This is a genomic window from Bradyrhizobium sp. Gha (assembly GCF_900113735.1).
GTDB lineage: Bacteria > Pseudomonadota > Alphaproteobacteria > Rhizobiales > Xanthobacteraceae > Bradyrhizobium.
The window spans coordinates 1-15,165 of the sequence record NZ_FOQM01000071.1 but is presented as its reverse complement, the minus strand read 5'-3'; the positions used below and the strand labels follow the sequence as shown (position 1 = coordinate 15,165).

At 64.8% G+C, this 15,165-nt stretch carries 14 protein-coding genes; 5 read left to right on the top strand and 9 right to left on the bottom strand.

Annotated elements, in window-relative coordinates; all coding sequences use genetic code 11:
- On the top strand, positions 1–690 hold a 690-nt coding region (locus BM222_RS39065; protein WP_143106205.1), incomplete at its 5' end, for a pyridoxal-phosphate-dependent aminotransferase family protein.
- Between the two features lie 296 nt (positions 691–986).
- Positions 987–3,095 (top strand): S9 family peptidase, encoded by a 2,109-nt coding sequence (locus BM222_RS39060; protein ID WP_177243747.1) that lies wholly within the window; start codon positions 987–989, stop codon positions 3,093–3,095.
- A gap of 45 nt (positions 3,096–3,140) precedes the next feature.
- Here BM222_RS39060 and BM222_RS39055 read toward each other — a convergent pair whose 3' ends face one another.
- Positions 3,141–3,860 (bottom strand): ribonuclease activity regulator RraA, encoded by a 720-nt coding sequence (locus BM222_RS39055; RefSeq protein ID WP_092239922.1) that lies wholly within the window; start codon positions 3,858–3,860, stop codon positions 3,141–3,143.
- Positions 3,861–3,990: 130 nt separating this feature from the next.
- On the bottom strand, positions 3,991–5,727 hold the full coding sequence (gene araD / locus BM222_RS39050; RefSeq protein WP_177243746.1) for an L-arabinonate dehydratase: 1,737 nt from the start codon (positions 5,725–5,727) through the stop codon (positions 3,991–3,993).
- Between the two features lie 257 nt (positions 5,728–5,984).
- Here araD and BM222_RS39045 point away from each other — a divergent pair, with 257 nt between their 5' ends.
- Positions 5,985–6,404 (top strand): response regulator, encoded by a 420-nt coding sequence (locus tag BM222_RS39045; RefSeq protein WP_092239920.1) that lies wholly within the window; start codon positions 5,985–5,987, stop codon positions 6,402–6,404.
- Positions 6,382–9,978, top strand: a complete 3,597-nt coding sequence (locus BM222_RS39040) for a PAS domain S-box protein (protein WP_092239919.1) — start codon at positions 6,382–6,384, stop codon at positions 9,976–9,978. The genes BM222_RS39045 and BM222_RS39040 overlap by 23 nt, the downstream gene beginning before the upstream one ends.
- A gap of 67 nt (positions 9,979–10,045) precedes the next feature.
- On the opposite strand, the gene BM222_RS39035 is transcribed toward BM222_RS39040, so the two are convergent.
- Entirely contained in the window at positions 10,046–10,681 is a 636-nt protein-coding gene (locus tag BM222_RS39035) for a response regulator transcription factor (RefSeq protein ID WP_092239918.1), read from the bottom strand.
- Between the two features lie 173 nt (positions 10,682–10,854).
- On the opposite strand from BM222_RS39035, the gene BM222_RS39030 reads away from it, so the two are divergent.
- Positions 10,855–11,172, top strand: coding sequence for a hypothetical protein (locus BM222_RS39030; protein ID WP_092239917.1), 318 nt, complete (start codon positions 10,855–10,857; stop codon positions 11,170–11,172).
- Positions 11,173–11,225: 53 nt separating this feature from the next.
- On the opposite strand, the gene BM222_RS39025 is transcribed toward BM222_RS39030, so the two are convergent.
- The 6 genes from BM222_RS39025 to BM222_RS39000 form a co-directional block, all read right to left on the bottom strand.
- Positions 11,226–11,729: a response regulator gene (locus BM222_RS39025; RefSeq protein ID WP_092239916.1), complete on the bottom strand. Its 504-nt coding sequence runs from the start codon at positions 11,727–11,729 to the stop codon at positions 11,226–11,228.
- Positions 11,730–11,871: 142 nt separating this feature from the next.
- On the bottom strand, positions 11,872–12,189 hold the full coding sequence (locus BM222_RS39020; protein WP_092239915.1) for a pilus assembly protein PilZ: 318 nt from the start codon (positions 12,187–12,189) through the stop codon (positions 11,872–11,874).
- Between the two features lie 2 nt (positions 12,190–12,191).
- Positions 12,192–13,061 (bottom strand): CheR family methyltransferase, encoded by an 870-nt coding sequence (locus tag BM222_RS39015; protein WP_092239914.1) that lies wholly within the window; start codon positions 13,059–13,061, stop codon positions 12,192–12,194.
- Positions 13,062–13,095: 34 nt separating this feature from the next.
- A complete protein-coding gene (locus tag BM222_RS39010; protein WP_092239913.1) occupies positions 13,096–13,485 on the bottom strand; it encodes a response regulator in 390 nt (129 codons plus the stop codon).
- Between the two features lie 35 nt (positions 13,486–13,520).
- Entirely contained in the window at positions 13,521–13,994 is a 474-nt protein-coding gene (locus BM222_RS39005) for a chemotaxis protein CheW (protein WP_092239912.1), read from the bottom strand.
- Positions 13,995–14,076: 82 nt separating this feature from the next.
- A partial coding sequence (locus BM222_RS39000) for a response regulator (protein ID WP_143106034.1) occupies positions 14,077–15,165 on the bottom strand: 1,089 nt, incomplete at its 5' end.

The window sequence follows — 15,165 nt, the reverse complement described above, 5'->3', positions numbered from 1 at the left end:
GCGCTCTACATGGTCGACACCGTGGCTTCGCTCGGCTGCATACCGTTCGAGATGGACAAATGGGGTGTCGACGTCGCGATGTCCGGCTCGCAGAAGGGCCTGATGACACCGCCCGGCCTCGGCTTCGTCTCCGCCAATGAGCGCGCGCTGGACGCGCACAAGAGCGCGAACATGGCGACGCCCTATTGGAGCTGGAGCGAACGCGAAGGCACCGAGCATTATCGCAAATATGCCGGCACCGCACCGGTGCATCTGTTGTTCGCGCTGCGCCAGGCGCTCGACCTCCTGCACGAGGAAGGCCTGGAGAACGCGTTCCGCCGCCACGCCTTGCTCGGCGAAGCCACGCGCCGCGCGGTCGGCGCATGGTCGGAGGGCCAGGTGCTCGGCTTCAACGTTGCCGAGCCGCATGAGCGCTCCAACACCGTGACCACGGTAACCATGACCAGTGGCCACGATCCCGCGGTCCTGCAGCGCTATTGCAAGGAAAAGTGCGGCGTCGTGCTCGGCACCGGCATCGGCGATCTCTCGGGACAGGCCTTCCGCATCGCCCATATGGGCCATGTCAACGCGCCGATGCTGCTCGGCACGCTCGGCGTCATCGAGGTCGGCCTCAACGCGCTGAAGATCCCGCACGGCAAGGGCGGCCTCGAGGCCGCGGTGGCGTATCTCGGCGAGCAGGTGGCGGTGTAAACCAACTCCGCTGTCGTCCCTGCGAAAGCAGGGACCCATACCGCGTGATCCATCGATAAGGCGCGGTCCCAGTACCGCGCAAGAACCTCTTAACTGAAGGTCTTCGCCAAACTCCTCCCTGGGGTTATGGGTCCCTGCGCCCCGTGCGCAATTGCGCACTAGGTAGGGACGACGGCGGAGGATGAGGCAGCTTTGGTGTCTCACGTCCCCAGCAGCCGTCTTTAAATTCCCCACCTATGATCTGATATAGACGCGAGACACGCCAAGACACGCCAGGACTCGCCACGAGGATCGATTTGCCCAAATCCGCCAGCACACCCCTGACAGTTCCCGTCGCCCCGCGCCGGCCGCATTCGTTCACCCGTCACGGCATCACCGTGACCGACGACTATGCTTGGCTGAAGGACGCGAAATGGCAGGAGGTGCTGCGCGATCCAAAGCTACTCGATCCCGATATCCGCAAATATCTGGATGAGGAGAACGGCTACACCGAGAGCCTGCTGGGCCACACCGCAAGCCTGCAAAAGACGTTGGTGCGCGAGATGCGCGGTCGCATCAAGGAGGACGATTCCAGCGTGCCGTCGCCGGACGGACCGTTCGCCTACTTCCGCCGGTTTCGCGAGGGCGGTCAGCACGAGCTGTTCGGCCGCATGCCGCGTCACGGCGGCGTCGAGCATATCGTGCTCGACGGCGACGCGCTGGCAAAAGACCACGCATATTTCAAGTTCGGCGGCAGCCGCCACTCGAATGATCACAAGCTGCAGGCCTGGAGCGCCGACACCAAGGGCTCGGAGTATTTCACCATCCGCGTGCGCGACTGGGCGACGGCCACGGATCTCGACGATGTCGTCGAAGAGACCGATGGCGGCGTGGTCTGGGCCGCGGATGCGAAGTCTTTCTTCTATGTGAAGCTCGACGACAATCACCGCCCCATGCAGGTGTGGCGGCACAGGCTCGGCACCCAGCAGGCCGACGACGCGCTGGTCTACGAAGAGCAGGATTCCGGCTGGTTCACCCATCTGCACGAGAGCACCAGTGGTCGTTTCTGCGTGATCGCCGGTGGCGACCACGAGACGTCGGAGCAGCGGCTGATCGATCTCGCGCATCCCGAGGCGCCGCCGCGCCTCGTCGCCGCACGCGAGGAAGGCGTGCAATATTCGCTGGCCGACCGCGGCGAGGAGCTGTTCATCCTCACCAATGCCGACGATGCCATCGACTTCAAGATCGTCACCGCGCCGCTGTCCTCACCCGAGCGCACGAACTGGCGCGACCTGATCCCGTATCGTCCGGGCATCTACATCATCGACCTCGACCTCTATGCCGGCCATCTGGTGCGGCTGGAGCGCGCCAATGCGTTGCCGTCGATCGTGATCCGCGATCTCACGACCAGGGAGGAGCACGCGATCGCCTTCGACGAGGCCGCCTATTCGCTCGATACGATGGGCTCCTACGAATTCGACACGACGAATTTGCGCTTCTCTTACTCCTCGATGACGACGCCGTCGGAAGTCTATGACTACGACATGGTCACGCGCACGCGCAGCTTGCGCAAGCGCCAGGAGATTCCGTCCGGCCACGACGCCGCCGATTACGTCACCACCCGCATCATGGCGAAAGCGCAGGATGGCGCCGAGGTGCCGGTCTCGATCCTGTATCGCCGCGGCCTCGAGCTCGACGGCGCGGCGCCGCTTTTGCTTTACGGCTATGGTTCCTACGGCGCGGCGATGCCGGCCTCCTTCAACGCCAACCGCCTGTCGCTGGTCGACCGCGGCTTCGTTTACGCCATCGCCCATGTCCGCGGCGGGGCCGACAAGGGCTGGGGCTGGTATCTCGACGGCAAGCGCGAGAAGAAGACCAACTCGTTCGACGATTTCGCCGCCAGCGCTCGCGCGTTGATCGATGCGAAGTACACGCGTGCAAAACGCATCGTCGGCCATGGCGGCTCGGCCGGCGGCATGCTGATGGGCGCGGTGGCCAACCGCGCCGGCGAATTGTTCGCAGGCATCGTCGCCGAAGTGCCGTTCGTCGACGTGCTCAACACCATGCTCGACGACACGCTGCCGCTGACGCCGCCGGAATGGCCCGAATGGGGCAACCCGATCGAGAGCGAGACGGATTTCCGCACCATCCTGTCCTACTCGCCCTACGACAATGTCGCGGCGAAGGACTATCCGGCGATTCTGGCGATGGGCGGGCTGACCGATCCGCGCGTCACCTATTGGGAGCCCGCCAAATGGATCGCGCGGCTGCGCGCGACCATGACCGGCGGCGGTCCGGTGCTGTTGCGCACCAACATGGGCGCCGGCCACGGCGGCGCCTCGGGACGCTTCGACCGGCTCGATGAAGTCGCGATCGTTTACGCTTTTGCACTGTGGGCAACGGGGATGGCGGAGGCTGGGGCATAGCCCCGGCGTCGTCCCGGCTTTCGTCAGGACGACGCTGCGCTCAACCTAGCGGCCGTTCTTCTTCCGCCATTCCGCGAAGTCGGTGAGTGTCTGCGGATCCGTCGCGGGGTAGAGGCCGAAGATGCCGCGCCCCTTCCCGACTTCCTCGGTGACGAAATCCTCGAACGCGGTCATCTCGAAGGTTTCGTTGGCGATCTCATCGGCGAGATGGGCTGGGATGACGATCACGCCGTCGGCATCCCCCAGAATGACGTCGCCGGGAAACACCGGCGCATCGCCGCACCCAATGGGAACGTTGATCTCGATCGCCTGGTGCAGCGTGAGATTGGTCGGCGCCGAGGGGCGATGGTGGTAGGCGGGAATGCCGAGCCTGGCGATCTCTGCGGAATCGCGAAATCCACCATCGGTGACGACGCCGGCGACACCGCGCTTCATCAAGCGCGTCACCAGGATCGCGCCGGCTGAGGCCGCGCGCGCGTCCTTGCGGCTGTCCATCACCAGCACGGCGCCCGGCGGACAATCCTCGACCGCCTTGCGCTGCGGATGGGAACGATCCTTGAAGACGTCGATGGTGTTGAGATCCTCGCGCGCCGGCATGTAGCGCAGCGTGAAGGCCTCGCCGACCATGGTCGGCTTGTCCGGCCCGACGGGATGCACATTCTGGATCATCTGGATGCGCAGGCCGCGCTTGAACAGCGCGGTGGCGACGGTGGCGGTGGAGACGGATTTGAGCTTGGTACGGGTGGCTTCGCTGAGTTTTGTCATCTGATGCTCTCTCTTTCGTCATTCCGGGGCGCGCCACTTGGCGCGAACCCGGAATCCATCAAGCGACACGGACTGCGGCACGATGGATTCCGGGCCCATCGCTTCGCGATGTCCCGGAATGACAGTTGCGCTAGTAAATCGACGGCTCGCCAACAGGCGCGCCGAAATCGGTTTCGAGGAAGTCGAAGTCACAGCCGTCATTGGCCTGCTTGATATGCCTGGTGAACATCCAGCCATAGCCGCGCTCGAAGCGGGGCTCGGGCCGTTTCCAGGCGGCGCGGCGCTTGTCGAGCTCGGCCTCTGAGACATCGAGGTTGATGGTGCGCGCGGCGACGTCGAGCGTGATGCGGTCCCCGTTCTGCACCAGCGCCAGCGGACCGCCGATATACGACTCCGGCGAGACGTGCAGGATACAGGCGCCGTAGCTGGTACCGCTCATGCGCGCATCAGAGATGCGCACCATGTCGCGCACGCCCTGCCTCACGAGTTTTGTCGGAATCGGCAGCATGCCCCATTCCGGCATGCCGGGACCGCCCTGCGGTCCGGCATTGCGCAGGATGAGGATGTGGTCCTCGGTGACGTCGAGGTCGGGATCGTCCACCGCCTTCTTCATCGACGGATAGTCGTCGAACACCAGCGCGGGCCCGGTGTGCTTGAGGAAGCGTGGCGCGCAGGCGGAGGGCTTGATGACGCAGCCATCGGGCGCGAGATTGCCCTTGAGCACGGCGAGCGCGCCCTCCTTGTAGATGGGATTGCCGACGGAGCGGATCACATCGGCATTGTGCACCTCGGCGCCGTCGATGTTCTCGCCAAGGGTCTTGCCGGTCACCGTGATGCAGTCGAGGTGCAGATGGTCCTTGATCTGTCCCATCAGCGCCGGCAGGCCGCCGGCATAGAAGAAGTCTTCCATCAAATAAGCATCGCCGCTCGGACGCACATTGGCGATCACAGGCACCTTGCGGCTCGCGATCTCGAAATCGTCGAGCCCGATGTCCTGTCCGGCGCGGCGCGCCTGCGCGATCAGATGGATGATCGCGTTGGTGGAGCAGCCCATCGACATCGCGACCGCGATCGCGTTCTCGAAGGCTTTGCGGGTCTGGATCGTCTTCGGCGTCAGGTCCTCCCACACCATCTCGACGATGCGGCGGCCGCATTCCGAGGCCATGCGGATATGATTGGCGTCGGCGGCCGGAATCGAGGAGGCGCCCGGCAGCGTCATGCCGATCGCCTCCGCGATCGCGGTCATGGTCGAGGCCGTGCCCATGGTCATGCAGGTGCCATAGCTGCGGGCGATGCCGGCTTCAATGTCGAGCCAGTCCTTGTCTGAGATCTTTCCGGCGCGCCGCTCGTCCCAATATTTCCAGCCATCGGAGCCGGAGCCGAGCGTCTTGCCCTTCCAATTGCCGCGCAGCATCGGTCCCGCCGGCAGATAGATCGCCGGGATGTTCATCGAGGTTGCGCCCAGCAGCAGCGCGGGCGTGGTCTTGTCGCAGCCGCCCATCAGCACCACGCCGTCGACGGGATGGCTGCGCAGCAGCTCCTCGGCTTCCATTGCAAGGAGATTGCGATAGAGCATCGTGGTCGGCTTCAGCAGCGATTCCGAGAGCGACAACGCCGGCAATTCCACCGGCAGGCCGCCGGCCATCAGGATGCCGCGCCTGACGTCGTCGACGCGCGACTTGAAGTGCATGTGGCACGGCTGCGCGTCGGACCAGGTGTTGATGATCGCGATGCAGGGCCGATCCTTCCACTCCTCCGGGGCGTAGCCCATCTGCATGGCGCGGGAGCGGTGGCCGAACGAGCGGAGATCGTCGGGCGCAAACCAACGCGTGCTGCGGAGCTGGTCGGGTGTTTTCTTCCTGGTCATGATCCTTGTCCCGTCGGAAAATTTGACCTGCTCTTCTCACAGGCCATCTACCTCTCGCAAGGCACTCCAGGGGCGGCGGAGCGGGCCCCTGCTATGCACGTAGAGGTGCATAGCCGCCAGCGCCGCGCAACGGCGGGCCGGTCCGTCCCGCCGGCCGCGAAGTGCTTGCAGGGCGGGCACAATCCGCGCAACAATTTCATAATTCGGAGCTTTGATGGGTCGAGGGGCACATCGCCATCCGACCCGGAGGTTTTAGCGTGGCCAACATCCTGATCGTGGATGACGACCCGTCCGTTCAGCGGACGATCCGGCTGCTGCTGGAGCGGGCCGGCCACGACGTGACGGTCGCCGGCGACGGTCGCAAGGCCCTTGCCCTGTTCGAAGGCGGCCAGTTCGATTTGCTGTTTCTCGACATCTTCATGCCAGGCATGGACGGGCTGGAAACCATGCGGCACATCCAGGCACTGCAGCCGAAAATACCGGTCGTCGTCATATCCGGCCGATCGATCACGCCGGATAGCTATGCCGAGCCGGATTTCCTGAAGATGGCGACCAAGCTCGGCGCGGTCACGAGCTTGCAGAAGCCGTTCCGGGTGGATGCGCTGTTCGCGGCGGTCGACCGCTGCCTGAAGGCAGGCGAGTCGGAGGGGGCCGATGTCAGCACCGGCGGCCGATGACAAGGACCTTCGTTCCGTTCCAAGCCGGAATGGGCGCCGCAATTCCGGGAGCGACGCCAATATTCGCATGACGCTCGCAAGCCGGCTCGCCATCGCGATGATCCTGCTGGTGGCGGTGACCGTGGCGGCCGTCGGCTGGTTTAGCTATCGCAATGCCACCCAGGCCGTCATCCCGCGGGTCCTGGAACGCGTTGAAGCCCAATCGCGGCTGCTGGCGAGCAATCTCGAATCCTACGTCGCCGGAGCGCGCGGCGATCTGCTCGGCTATCGCTCCGCCGCCGCCATCAACGGCCTGATCCGCGCCCATCTCGGAGGCGGCATCGATCCCCTCGACGGCGTTTCGGAGCAAACCTGGCGCGAGCGCATTGCAGAGCGACTCGCGGCCGAGATCGACGCCAAACCCGGCTACGGGCAGTTTCGAATCATCGGCATTGACGACAACCAGCGCGAGCTGGTCCGCGTCGATCGCTCCGGCCCGAATGGAGCGGCGCGGATCGTCCCCAACAGCGAGCTGGAGCGCAAGAACGAGCGGACTTATTTTCAAGAAACGATCCGGCTGCCGCCGGGCGAGATCTATGTCTCACCCGTCGATCTTGCCAGCCGCCAGGGCGGCACCACGGACCTTCACATTCCGACCTTGCGGGTCGCGGCGCCCCTGTTCACGCCCGACGGCAAGCCGTTCGGCATCATCGTCGCCAATATCGACATGCGGCCCGCACTCGACCGCGTCCGCTCCACCACGGCTGCCGGGAGCGAGATTTTCGTCGTGAATGCGCGCGGTGATTATCTGGTTCATCCCGACCGCGCGCAGGAATTCGGCTCGTTGCGCGGCCACCCGACCGACTGGCGCCGTGATTTTCCGTTTTTTGCACCCCGGGCCGGTACGCCGGGGGAAGCCACGGAACTGATGACCGATCCGTCGGGCAGGCCGAGCGGGGCGGCGATTGCGCCGACGCTGCTCGCAGGCAAGGAATGGATCGCAGTCATCGAGAGGGTGCCGCCGCCGGTGTTCAACCGCGTGCCGGCGGCCGTCCAGAAAACCTCACTGCTTGTCGGCGTGCTGGCCGTTCTGGCCGCAGCTGCCCTCGCCGTGTTGCTGGCGCGCTCATTGACCAGCCCGATCGGGCGCCTGACCAAGGCTGTGGAGGCGATCGGCGACGGACGGCCGGCAGACATACCTGTCGATGCCAGCGGCGAGACGGGCGTGCTGGCGCGGGCCTTTGCGCAGATGGTCGAAGAGACACGGGTGAAAACCGCCGCGCTCCAACGCGAGATCGAGGAGCATCGCCGAACCGAGGCCGCGCGTATCCATCACGAGGCGCGCGAGCGCCTGTTCAGCGCCGCGGTCGAGTCATCGGACGATGCGATCGTGATGCAGTCGCTCGATGCCATCATCACCGGCTGGAATCCCGCCGCCGAACGCCTCTATCTCTATTCGGCGGATGAGGCGATCGGAAAGTCCACCGCGATCATCGTCCCGGCCGACCGCCGCGAACAAGGCAAGGACTACCTGCGGAGGATTGCCCGGGGCGAGCCGATCGAACGCTTCGAGACGGTGCGCCTGCGCAAGGACGGCACTCCGGTCGAGATCTCACTCAGCCTCTCCCCCATCAGGGGACCGTCAGGCGAGGTGCTCGGCGTCTCGGGCTCGGCGCGCAGCCTGACCGAGGCGCGGCGGGCCGAGCGGGCGCTGCAACAGACCCTCGAGGAACGGCGGCAGCTCTTCGACACCTCGCAGGACCTGATCATGATCACGAACTCGCACGGCGAGATCGTGCAGATCAATCCGAGCTGCGAGACCGTTCTCGGCTACCGGCCCGACGAGATGATCGGGCGTACCGGCGCCGATTTCATTCACCCCGACCACCTCGCTCGATCCCGCGCGGAGATGCGCGCGCTTCGGCGCGGCGGACACCCGAAGCTCGCCGACACCCGGGTCTTCCACAAGGACGGGCGCGAGATCTGGCTCTCCTGGCTCGGCAATTGGTCGGATCAAGCCAAGCGCTTCTTCTTCGTCGGGCGCGACATGACCGAGGCCAGGCTCGCGGCCGAATCCTTGCGTGAGAGCGAGCAGCTTGCCCGTAACATCGTCGAGACCGCGCTCGACGCCTTCGTCCAGACCGACGATCGCAGCACCATCCTGAACTGGAGCTCGCGGGCCGAGGAGCTGTTCGGCTGGCGGCGCGACGAGGCGCTCGGCAAGAACGCGGTCGACCTGATCGTCGCGGAGAGCGAGCGCGAAAGGGCCGAGGCCGGCCTCGCCCAGTTCCTCGATTCCGGCGAAGGGCAGACGCTCAACCGCCGTCGCGAGCTCATGGTCCGCCGCCGCGACGGCAAGGAATTCAAGGCCGAGCTGAGTGTCACTGCGCTGCGGCGCCGCGAGGGCATTCTGTTCAACGTGTTCTACCGCGACCTCACCGACAAGATCGCGTCCGAGGAGCGCATCCGCCATGCCGAGAAGATGGAGGCGGTGGGCCAGCTCACCGGCGGCGTGGCGCATGATTTCAACAACATCCTCACCGTCATCACCGGGACCATCGAGATCCTGGCCGAGGCCGTGGCCAAGGATCCTCGGCTGGCCGCGATTACGAAAATGATCGACGAGGCGGCCGGGCGCGGCGCCGAGCTGACCCAGCATCTGCTCGCGTTCGCGCGCAAGCAACCGCTTCAGCCGCGCGAGATCGACGTCAATTCGCTGATCATCGACACCGCGAGACTGCTGCGGCCGACGCTGGGCGAGCAGATCCAGATCGAATCCGTGTTCGAGGACGAGAACTGCGTCGCGATCGTCGATCCGAACCAGCTCACCACGGCGATCCTCAACCTGGCCCTCAATGCGCGCGACGCGATGCCTGGCGGCGGCAAGCTGATCGTGGAGACCGGCGCTGCCTATCTCGACGAGATCTATGCCAGCGTGAACGACGTCCGGCCCGGCCAATACATGCTGATCGCAGTGAGCGACACCGGCACCGGCATTCCATCCCACATGCTGGCGCGCGTGTTCGATCCGTTCTTCACCTCGAAAGGCCCGGGCAAGGGCACCGGGCTCGGGCTTTCGATGGTCTACGGCTTCATCAAGCAGTCCGCGGGGCACATCAAGATCTACAGCGAGGAAGGCCACGGCACCACGATCAAGATGTATCTGCCGCCGGGCAAGACGCCGACCGCGGTCAATGACGGCGTCCCGGCGACGACGGTCGAGGGTGGGCAGGAGACCATCCTCGTGGTCGAGGACGACCGCCTGGTGCGCGAATATGTGCTCGCCCAATTGCACTCGCTCGGTTACGTCACCTTGCAGGCAGCCAATGCCGCCGACGCGCTCACGATCGTTGCGAGCGGCAAGCCGTTCGATCTGCTGTTCACCGACGTCATCATGCCAGGCAAGATGAACGGACGGCAGCTCGCCGACGAGGTGTTGAAGACGCGTCCCGGCCTGAAGGTGGTCTACACGTCAGGCTATACCGAGAACGCGATCATCCACCACGGCCGGCTGGATTCGGGCGTGCTGCTGCTGGCGAAGCCCTATCGCAAGTCCGATCTGGCGCGGATCATCCGCAAGGCGCTGGACAGTTGAGGGCGCGCTCTCGTATCCCGGACGCGCTGCAGAGCACCGCGTCCGGGGCACGAGAGAGAGCCAGTCGCTACGACGCGCGCTGGGCCGCGGTCATCACGATCCGGATCAGGTCGGCGGCATTGCGGGCGCCGAGCTTCTTCATGATGTTGGCGCGGTGATCTTCGATGGTGCGCGGGCTGATGCCGAGGGTGCGGCCGGCTTCCTTGTTGGAAGCACCGGCAGCGAATTGCTCGAGCACCTCGCGCTCGCGACGGGTCAGCGGCTCCCGCCCGGGGAAATGCAGCGAGCCGAATTTCGGCGAGGCGCTCTCCGACTGCCTGCGTGCATAGGCGCCGATCGCTTCATCCAGGCGGCCGACGATCTCACTGCCGCGAAACGGCTTCTCGATGAAATCGAGCGCGCCGCTCTTGATCGCGCCCACCGCCATCGCAATGTCACCCTGGCCGGAGATCATGAAGATCGGGGCCGGGTAGTCCTCGCCGTGCAGCTCCTTGAGAATGTCGAGGCCCGACTTTCCGGGAATGTTCACGTCGAGCAGGACCGCAGCCGGCGTGCGGCTTCGCGCGACGGAAAGCAATGCTGCGCCGTCCGCAAAACAGATCACCTCATAGCCCGCCGCCTTCAACACCATCGACAGGGTGTCGCGAACAGCCGGGTCGTCGTCGACCACGAAAATCTCACCACGGGAGGTTTGTTCGACCATGTGCCATGTCCATTTGCCAAGGCGACCGCCAAGTCCATTTGGCATTCAAGGATCGCGTCCGCGCCCCATCCATGGTTTTCGGCGCGGATTCGGCCCACCCGCATTTGTACGGGACATGAACTTAACGCACAAGTAGCGGCAAGGTGCCTTATTGCGGGGGACGGAGAATATCCATGCTAAATTACGCCGGCACGCCCCCGCTCGCAGCGATGGCCGAAACCGACAGTCGTCAGCTGATTGCAGCCGAACTGCGTTCCCTGATCGCACGCATCGACATCAGCATGCGTCTGATCGACGCTGCCATGACATCCGATGATATGGAATCGGAAGACGACAGCGCCGACTTGAGCGCCGAGTTGGGTTCCATCGAGATCGTCGTGCTCGACGACGTCACGCCCCGTTATGCCACGGCAAGTGCGGCTCTCAATACCTGCCGGGCCGAGCTCCGCCAGGCCCTGCAAAAACTGTCGGAATCCGGTAATCCGCCCTAGTCTGCATCGACGCGGCTGAATTGCCGCAGCCGATTGCATGGCAGTTCCGCGCCTCAGGCGCGGTGCCGCTCCACGATTGCGTCGCTGGCGACGCCGCCCCAGGTATGAATCGTCGGCAGGCCCATCGCCGTCTTGCCGAGATTGGCGAGGCTGATGCGCAGCGCGGCAAGATCGAGCGGCTTCGGCAGGCTCTGCAGCTCGATCCCGACGGAGCGGGCAAAGCTGCGGGCGGCGCTGCGGCGCTTGCCGTCCATGCCGCTGATCACGATCACGAACCCGGTGAATTTCGCCGCGGCCATCTCCCGCAGGACGTCGACGCCGTCACCATCCTCCAGCACGAGATCGAGCGTCACGCAGTCGAAGCGCGCGGCGCGCAGCTTTTCGATCGCTTCGGCCACCGACGGCGCGACGGTGACCTCGTGGCCCGCCTGCTTGGCGGCCACCGTGATCAGGCTGCGCTGCGTGGCATCGTCATCGACCACGAGGAGCTGAAGCGCGCGCCGCTCGGCGGCATCGGGCAGGTTCGAGGAGATGGGGGAAAGAGAGCTTCTTGGCATGGCCGGACCCTGAGATTGCGACCGTCAATCGATACACGGTGCGCGCTTAAGCCGCGTAAAGCCGGACCTTGGAATTCGCTCGGATGTTTTCAGAAAATGTGAAGCAACGCGTCAGGAAAGCGTCGGATGTGACGCGGGGCGATCACGCCACCGCATCATGGCCGCTGGCAGCGCCACGCTTCTTGCGGTTCTTGCCACGCAGGAACTGGATGTCCATCTCGGCGCCGTTGACCCGCACAAGCTCGCAACGGCGGTAGGCAAGCCCAGTGGACGACAGCAGCAGGAAGAACTCCTTCAGGTTCAATCCCTGAATGGAGCCCTCCACCGTGAGGATGGCGTCGCTGTCGGAAATCGCGTTGAGCGTACAGTCGCGCCGCCACGTGCCGTCGATCGCCATGATGCAGACATCATAGCCCCGACTGAACGTGACGCGCTCGACGCCTTTGCCATCCTCGGCCATGCCTATCGACCTGCCATCGCCGCCATGCGCGGGGCCGCTGCAGCATTGGCCGCCACCGCACGCGCGTCGTTCGGCTTGTACAGGCCGCGGCGATCCGCAATCGGCTTGAACGTATCGGTCAGCCCGACCACGGTCTCCGCAGCGCCGAGCACCAGGAAGCCGTCGGGCTCGATCTGGCGGGCGAGGCGATTGAAGATGTTGATCTTGGTCTCCTGATCGAAATAGATCAGCACGTTGCGGCAGAAGATCACGTCGAACGTACCGAGGTGTGAGAAGTCCTGGAGCAGATTGAGCTGCCGGTGCTGGATCATCGCGCGCAGCTCGGGATTGACCTGCCAGGTCTCTCCGGTCTGCTTGAAATATTTCATCAGCATCTGGATCGGCAGGCCGCGCTGCACCTCGAACTGGCTGTAGACGCCGGCCTTGGCCTTCTCGAGCACCTCCTGCGAGAGGTCGGTCGCGATGATCTCGACGCGCCAGCCGCTCAGGGCCGCGCTCATCTCCTTCAGCGTCATCGCCAGCGAATAGGGCTCCTGCCCGGTCGAGCCTGCGGCACACCAGATCCGCACGCTGCGCCGGCCGGCACGGGCCTTGAGCACCTCGGGCATGATGGTGTCGCGGAAATGGTCGAACGGGACCTTGTCGCGGAAGAAGAAAGTCTCGTTCGTGGTCATGGCTTCGACCACGCTGGTGATCAGCGCACTCGAACCGCCTTGCAGCTTCTGTACGAGCTCGGGAATACCGGAGAGCCCGGCCTTGCGCGCCAGCGGAAGCAGGCGGCTTTCGATCAGATATTGCTTGTCCGCGGACAGGTCGAGACCGGAGCGCTCCTTCAGCAATTTACGCAGATACTCATAATCGGGCGCGTTCACAGGATACCTCTTGACGCTACTGGCAGATGGATTTTCAGGCGGCTGTTTCTTCTTCGCGCGCGACCAACCCGACTTCCTGGAACTTCGCCAGCACGATTTCCTTGTCGAACGGCTTCATGATGTACTCGTTGGCGCCGCCGCCCATCGCCTTGGTGATGTGGTCGATGCCGTTCTCGGTGGTGCAGAACACCACCCGCGGGTCTTCGCCGCCAGGCATGCGGCGAAGCGTGCCCAGGAACTGGAAGCCGTCCATCACGGGCATGTTCCAGTCGAGCAGGATCGCTTCCGGCATCGCCTTCTTGCAATGGACCAGCGCTTCGACGCCGTCTTCCGCTTCAATGACGTGAAAGCCCAGCGCTTCGACGATGCGGCGCGCGACTTTGCGAACGATGCTGGAATCGTCAACCACCAAACAGGTCTTCATCTTGGATCTCCGTCTTAAATGTCTTTCGTGAATGTTCAGGCAGCCATTTGCACTTCAGTCTTGAGCTCGAGCACGCGATCGACGTCGAGGACGACCATGAGCTGGCCCTCGAGCCGGTGAACACCGCCGGCGAGCTTGGCCATGCGGGGGTCGAGGTTGACCGGGTTCTCCTCCTTGCCATCCTCGGGCAGGCGCAGCACCTCGCCGATCTGATCGATCAGGAGGCCATAGGATTCGCCGCGCAGGTCGACACCGACAGCCATCGGCGTCTTGCCGTCGTCGTCCCTGGGCAGGCCGAGACGGGCGCGCATGTCGACGACGGTGACGATGCGGCCGCGCAGGTTCAGAACGCCTGCGATCTCGTGCGAGGACAAGGGAACGCGGGTGACGCGCTCCGGCATGAACACGTCCTGGACGCGCGAGATCGGCAGGCCGAACAGCTGGCCGCCGATCATCGCGGTGACGTATTCGACCATGGCGCCTTCGCCGATCTGGGTCTTCTTGCTCATCTCGTCTCCCCTGGTCCCTGGCCGCACTGTTGCCTGAGCATGATCTTTTCGGAAAACCGCTTCACACTTTTCCGCATCATGCCTACGCCGCGGCCCGGCTCAGCTCGGAGGCACCGGCGGCGCCCGCGGTCTGCTCCTTCAGCGCCGCGATCAGACCGGGACGGTCGAACTTGGCGACATAGTCGTGGAAGCCGGCCTGACGGCCGCGCTCGATCGCCGCCGGCGACACCAGGGCGGACAGGCCGATGATCGGCATCGCACCCAGATTGCTGTCGGAGCGGATCGTTTCGGCGAACTCGAACCCGTTCATGTCGGGCATCTCGATGTCGGTCAGCACCACGTCGAAGTTCTGCGCACGCAGCGCGGCGAGACCTTCCTGCGCGGTCGGCGCGGTGCGGACGCGGTAGCCGGCCGCTTTCAGCACCGGCGCCAGCATGTTGCGGAAGAAGGCCGAGTCGTCGACCAGCAGCACCGACTGCGAATGCATCGACGGCTTCATCTCCTTGCGGGTGAACCAGTCGGCGAACGCCATCGGCAGGAAGTGGCCGACGTCGATCACCTCGGTGGCCTGGCCCTTGATCACGGCCGAGCCGAGGATGCCGCTCGCCGAGCCGCCGACCTCGATGTTGAGGCGTTCCTCGACGATGTCGATGATCTCGTCGACGACGAGGCCCATGGAGCGGCCGTCATCGGCGAACACCAGGATCGGCTGGGCGCCCTGGCTCGCGATGGTGACGCCGTCCATGGAGACGAGCGGCATCAGCTGCTCGCGGTACTGCACCATGTAGCGGCCGTTACTGAACTCGATCTTGTCGGCGGGGAGCTCTTCGAGGCGGGTGACGAGCCCGAGCGGGACCGCCTTGGGCTGGTTGGAGCCGGCGCGGAACACCAGCAGCGAGGTGGTCTGCTCGCCCGAGCCGATATGGTGCGCGCCATTGTCATCGCCCATGTCATGGGCCGAGGAGCCGGCGGCGCCGAGCGCCTTGGCAATGCCGTTGGGGTCGATGATCATGATGACGGCGCCATCGCCCAGGATGGTGTTGCCCGAGAACATGTCGATGTGACGCAGCTTCGTCGACATCGGCTTGACCACGATTTCCTCGGTGTGGAACACGCCGTCGACGACGATGCCGAAGGTCTGGCTGCCGACCTGCGTGACCACGATGAAGCC

Coding starts and splice junctions, on each gene's coding strand:
- BM222_RS39055 (WP_092239922.1), bottom strand. CDS start 3,860: ATGACAAAACTCAGCGAAGCCACCCGTACCAAGCTCAAATCCGTCTCC.
- araD (WP_177243746.1), bottom strand. CDS start 5,727: ATGACCAGGAAGAAAACACCCGACCAGCTCCGCAGCACGCGTTGGTTT.
- BM222_RS39040 (WP_092239919.1), top strand. CDS start 6,382: ATGTCAGCACCGGCGGCCGATGACAAGGACCTTCGTTCCGTTCCAAGC.
- BM222_RS39035 (WP_092239918.1), bottom strand. CDS start 10,681: ATGGTCGAACAAACCTCCCGTGGTGAGATTTTCGTGGTCGACGACGAC.
- BM222_RS39030 (WP_092239917.1), top strand. CDS start 10,855: ATGCTAAATTACGCCGGCACGCCCCCGCTCGCAGCGATGGCCGAAACC.
- BM222_RS39025 (WP_092239916.1), bottom strand. CDS start 11,729: ATGCCAAGAAGCTCTCTTTCCCCCATCTCCTCGAACCTGCCCGATGCC.
- BM222_RS39020 (WP_092239915.1), bottom strand. CDS start 12,189: ATGGCCGAGGATGGCAAAGGCGTCGAGCGCGTCACGTTCAGTCGGGGC.
- BM222_RS39010 (WP_092239913.1), bottom strand. CDS start 13,485: ATGAAGACCTGTTTGGTGGTTGACGATTCCAGCATCGTTCGCAAAGTC.
- BM222_RS39005 (WP_092239912.1), bottom strand. CDS start 13,994: ATGAGCAAGAAGACCCAGATCGGCGAAGGCGCCATGGTCGAATACGTC.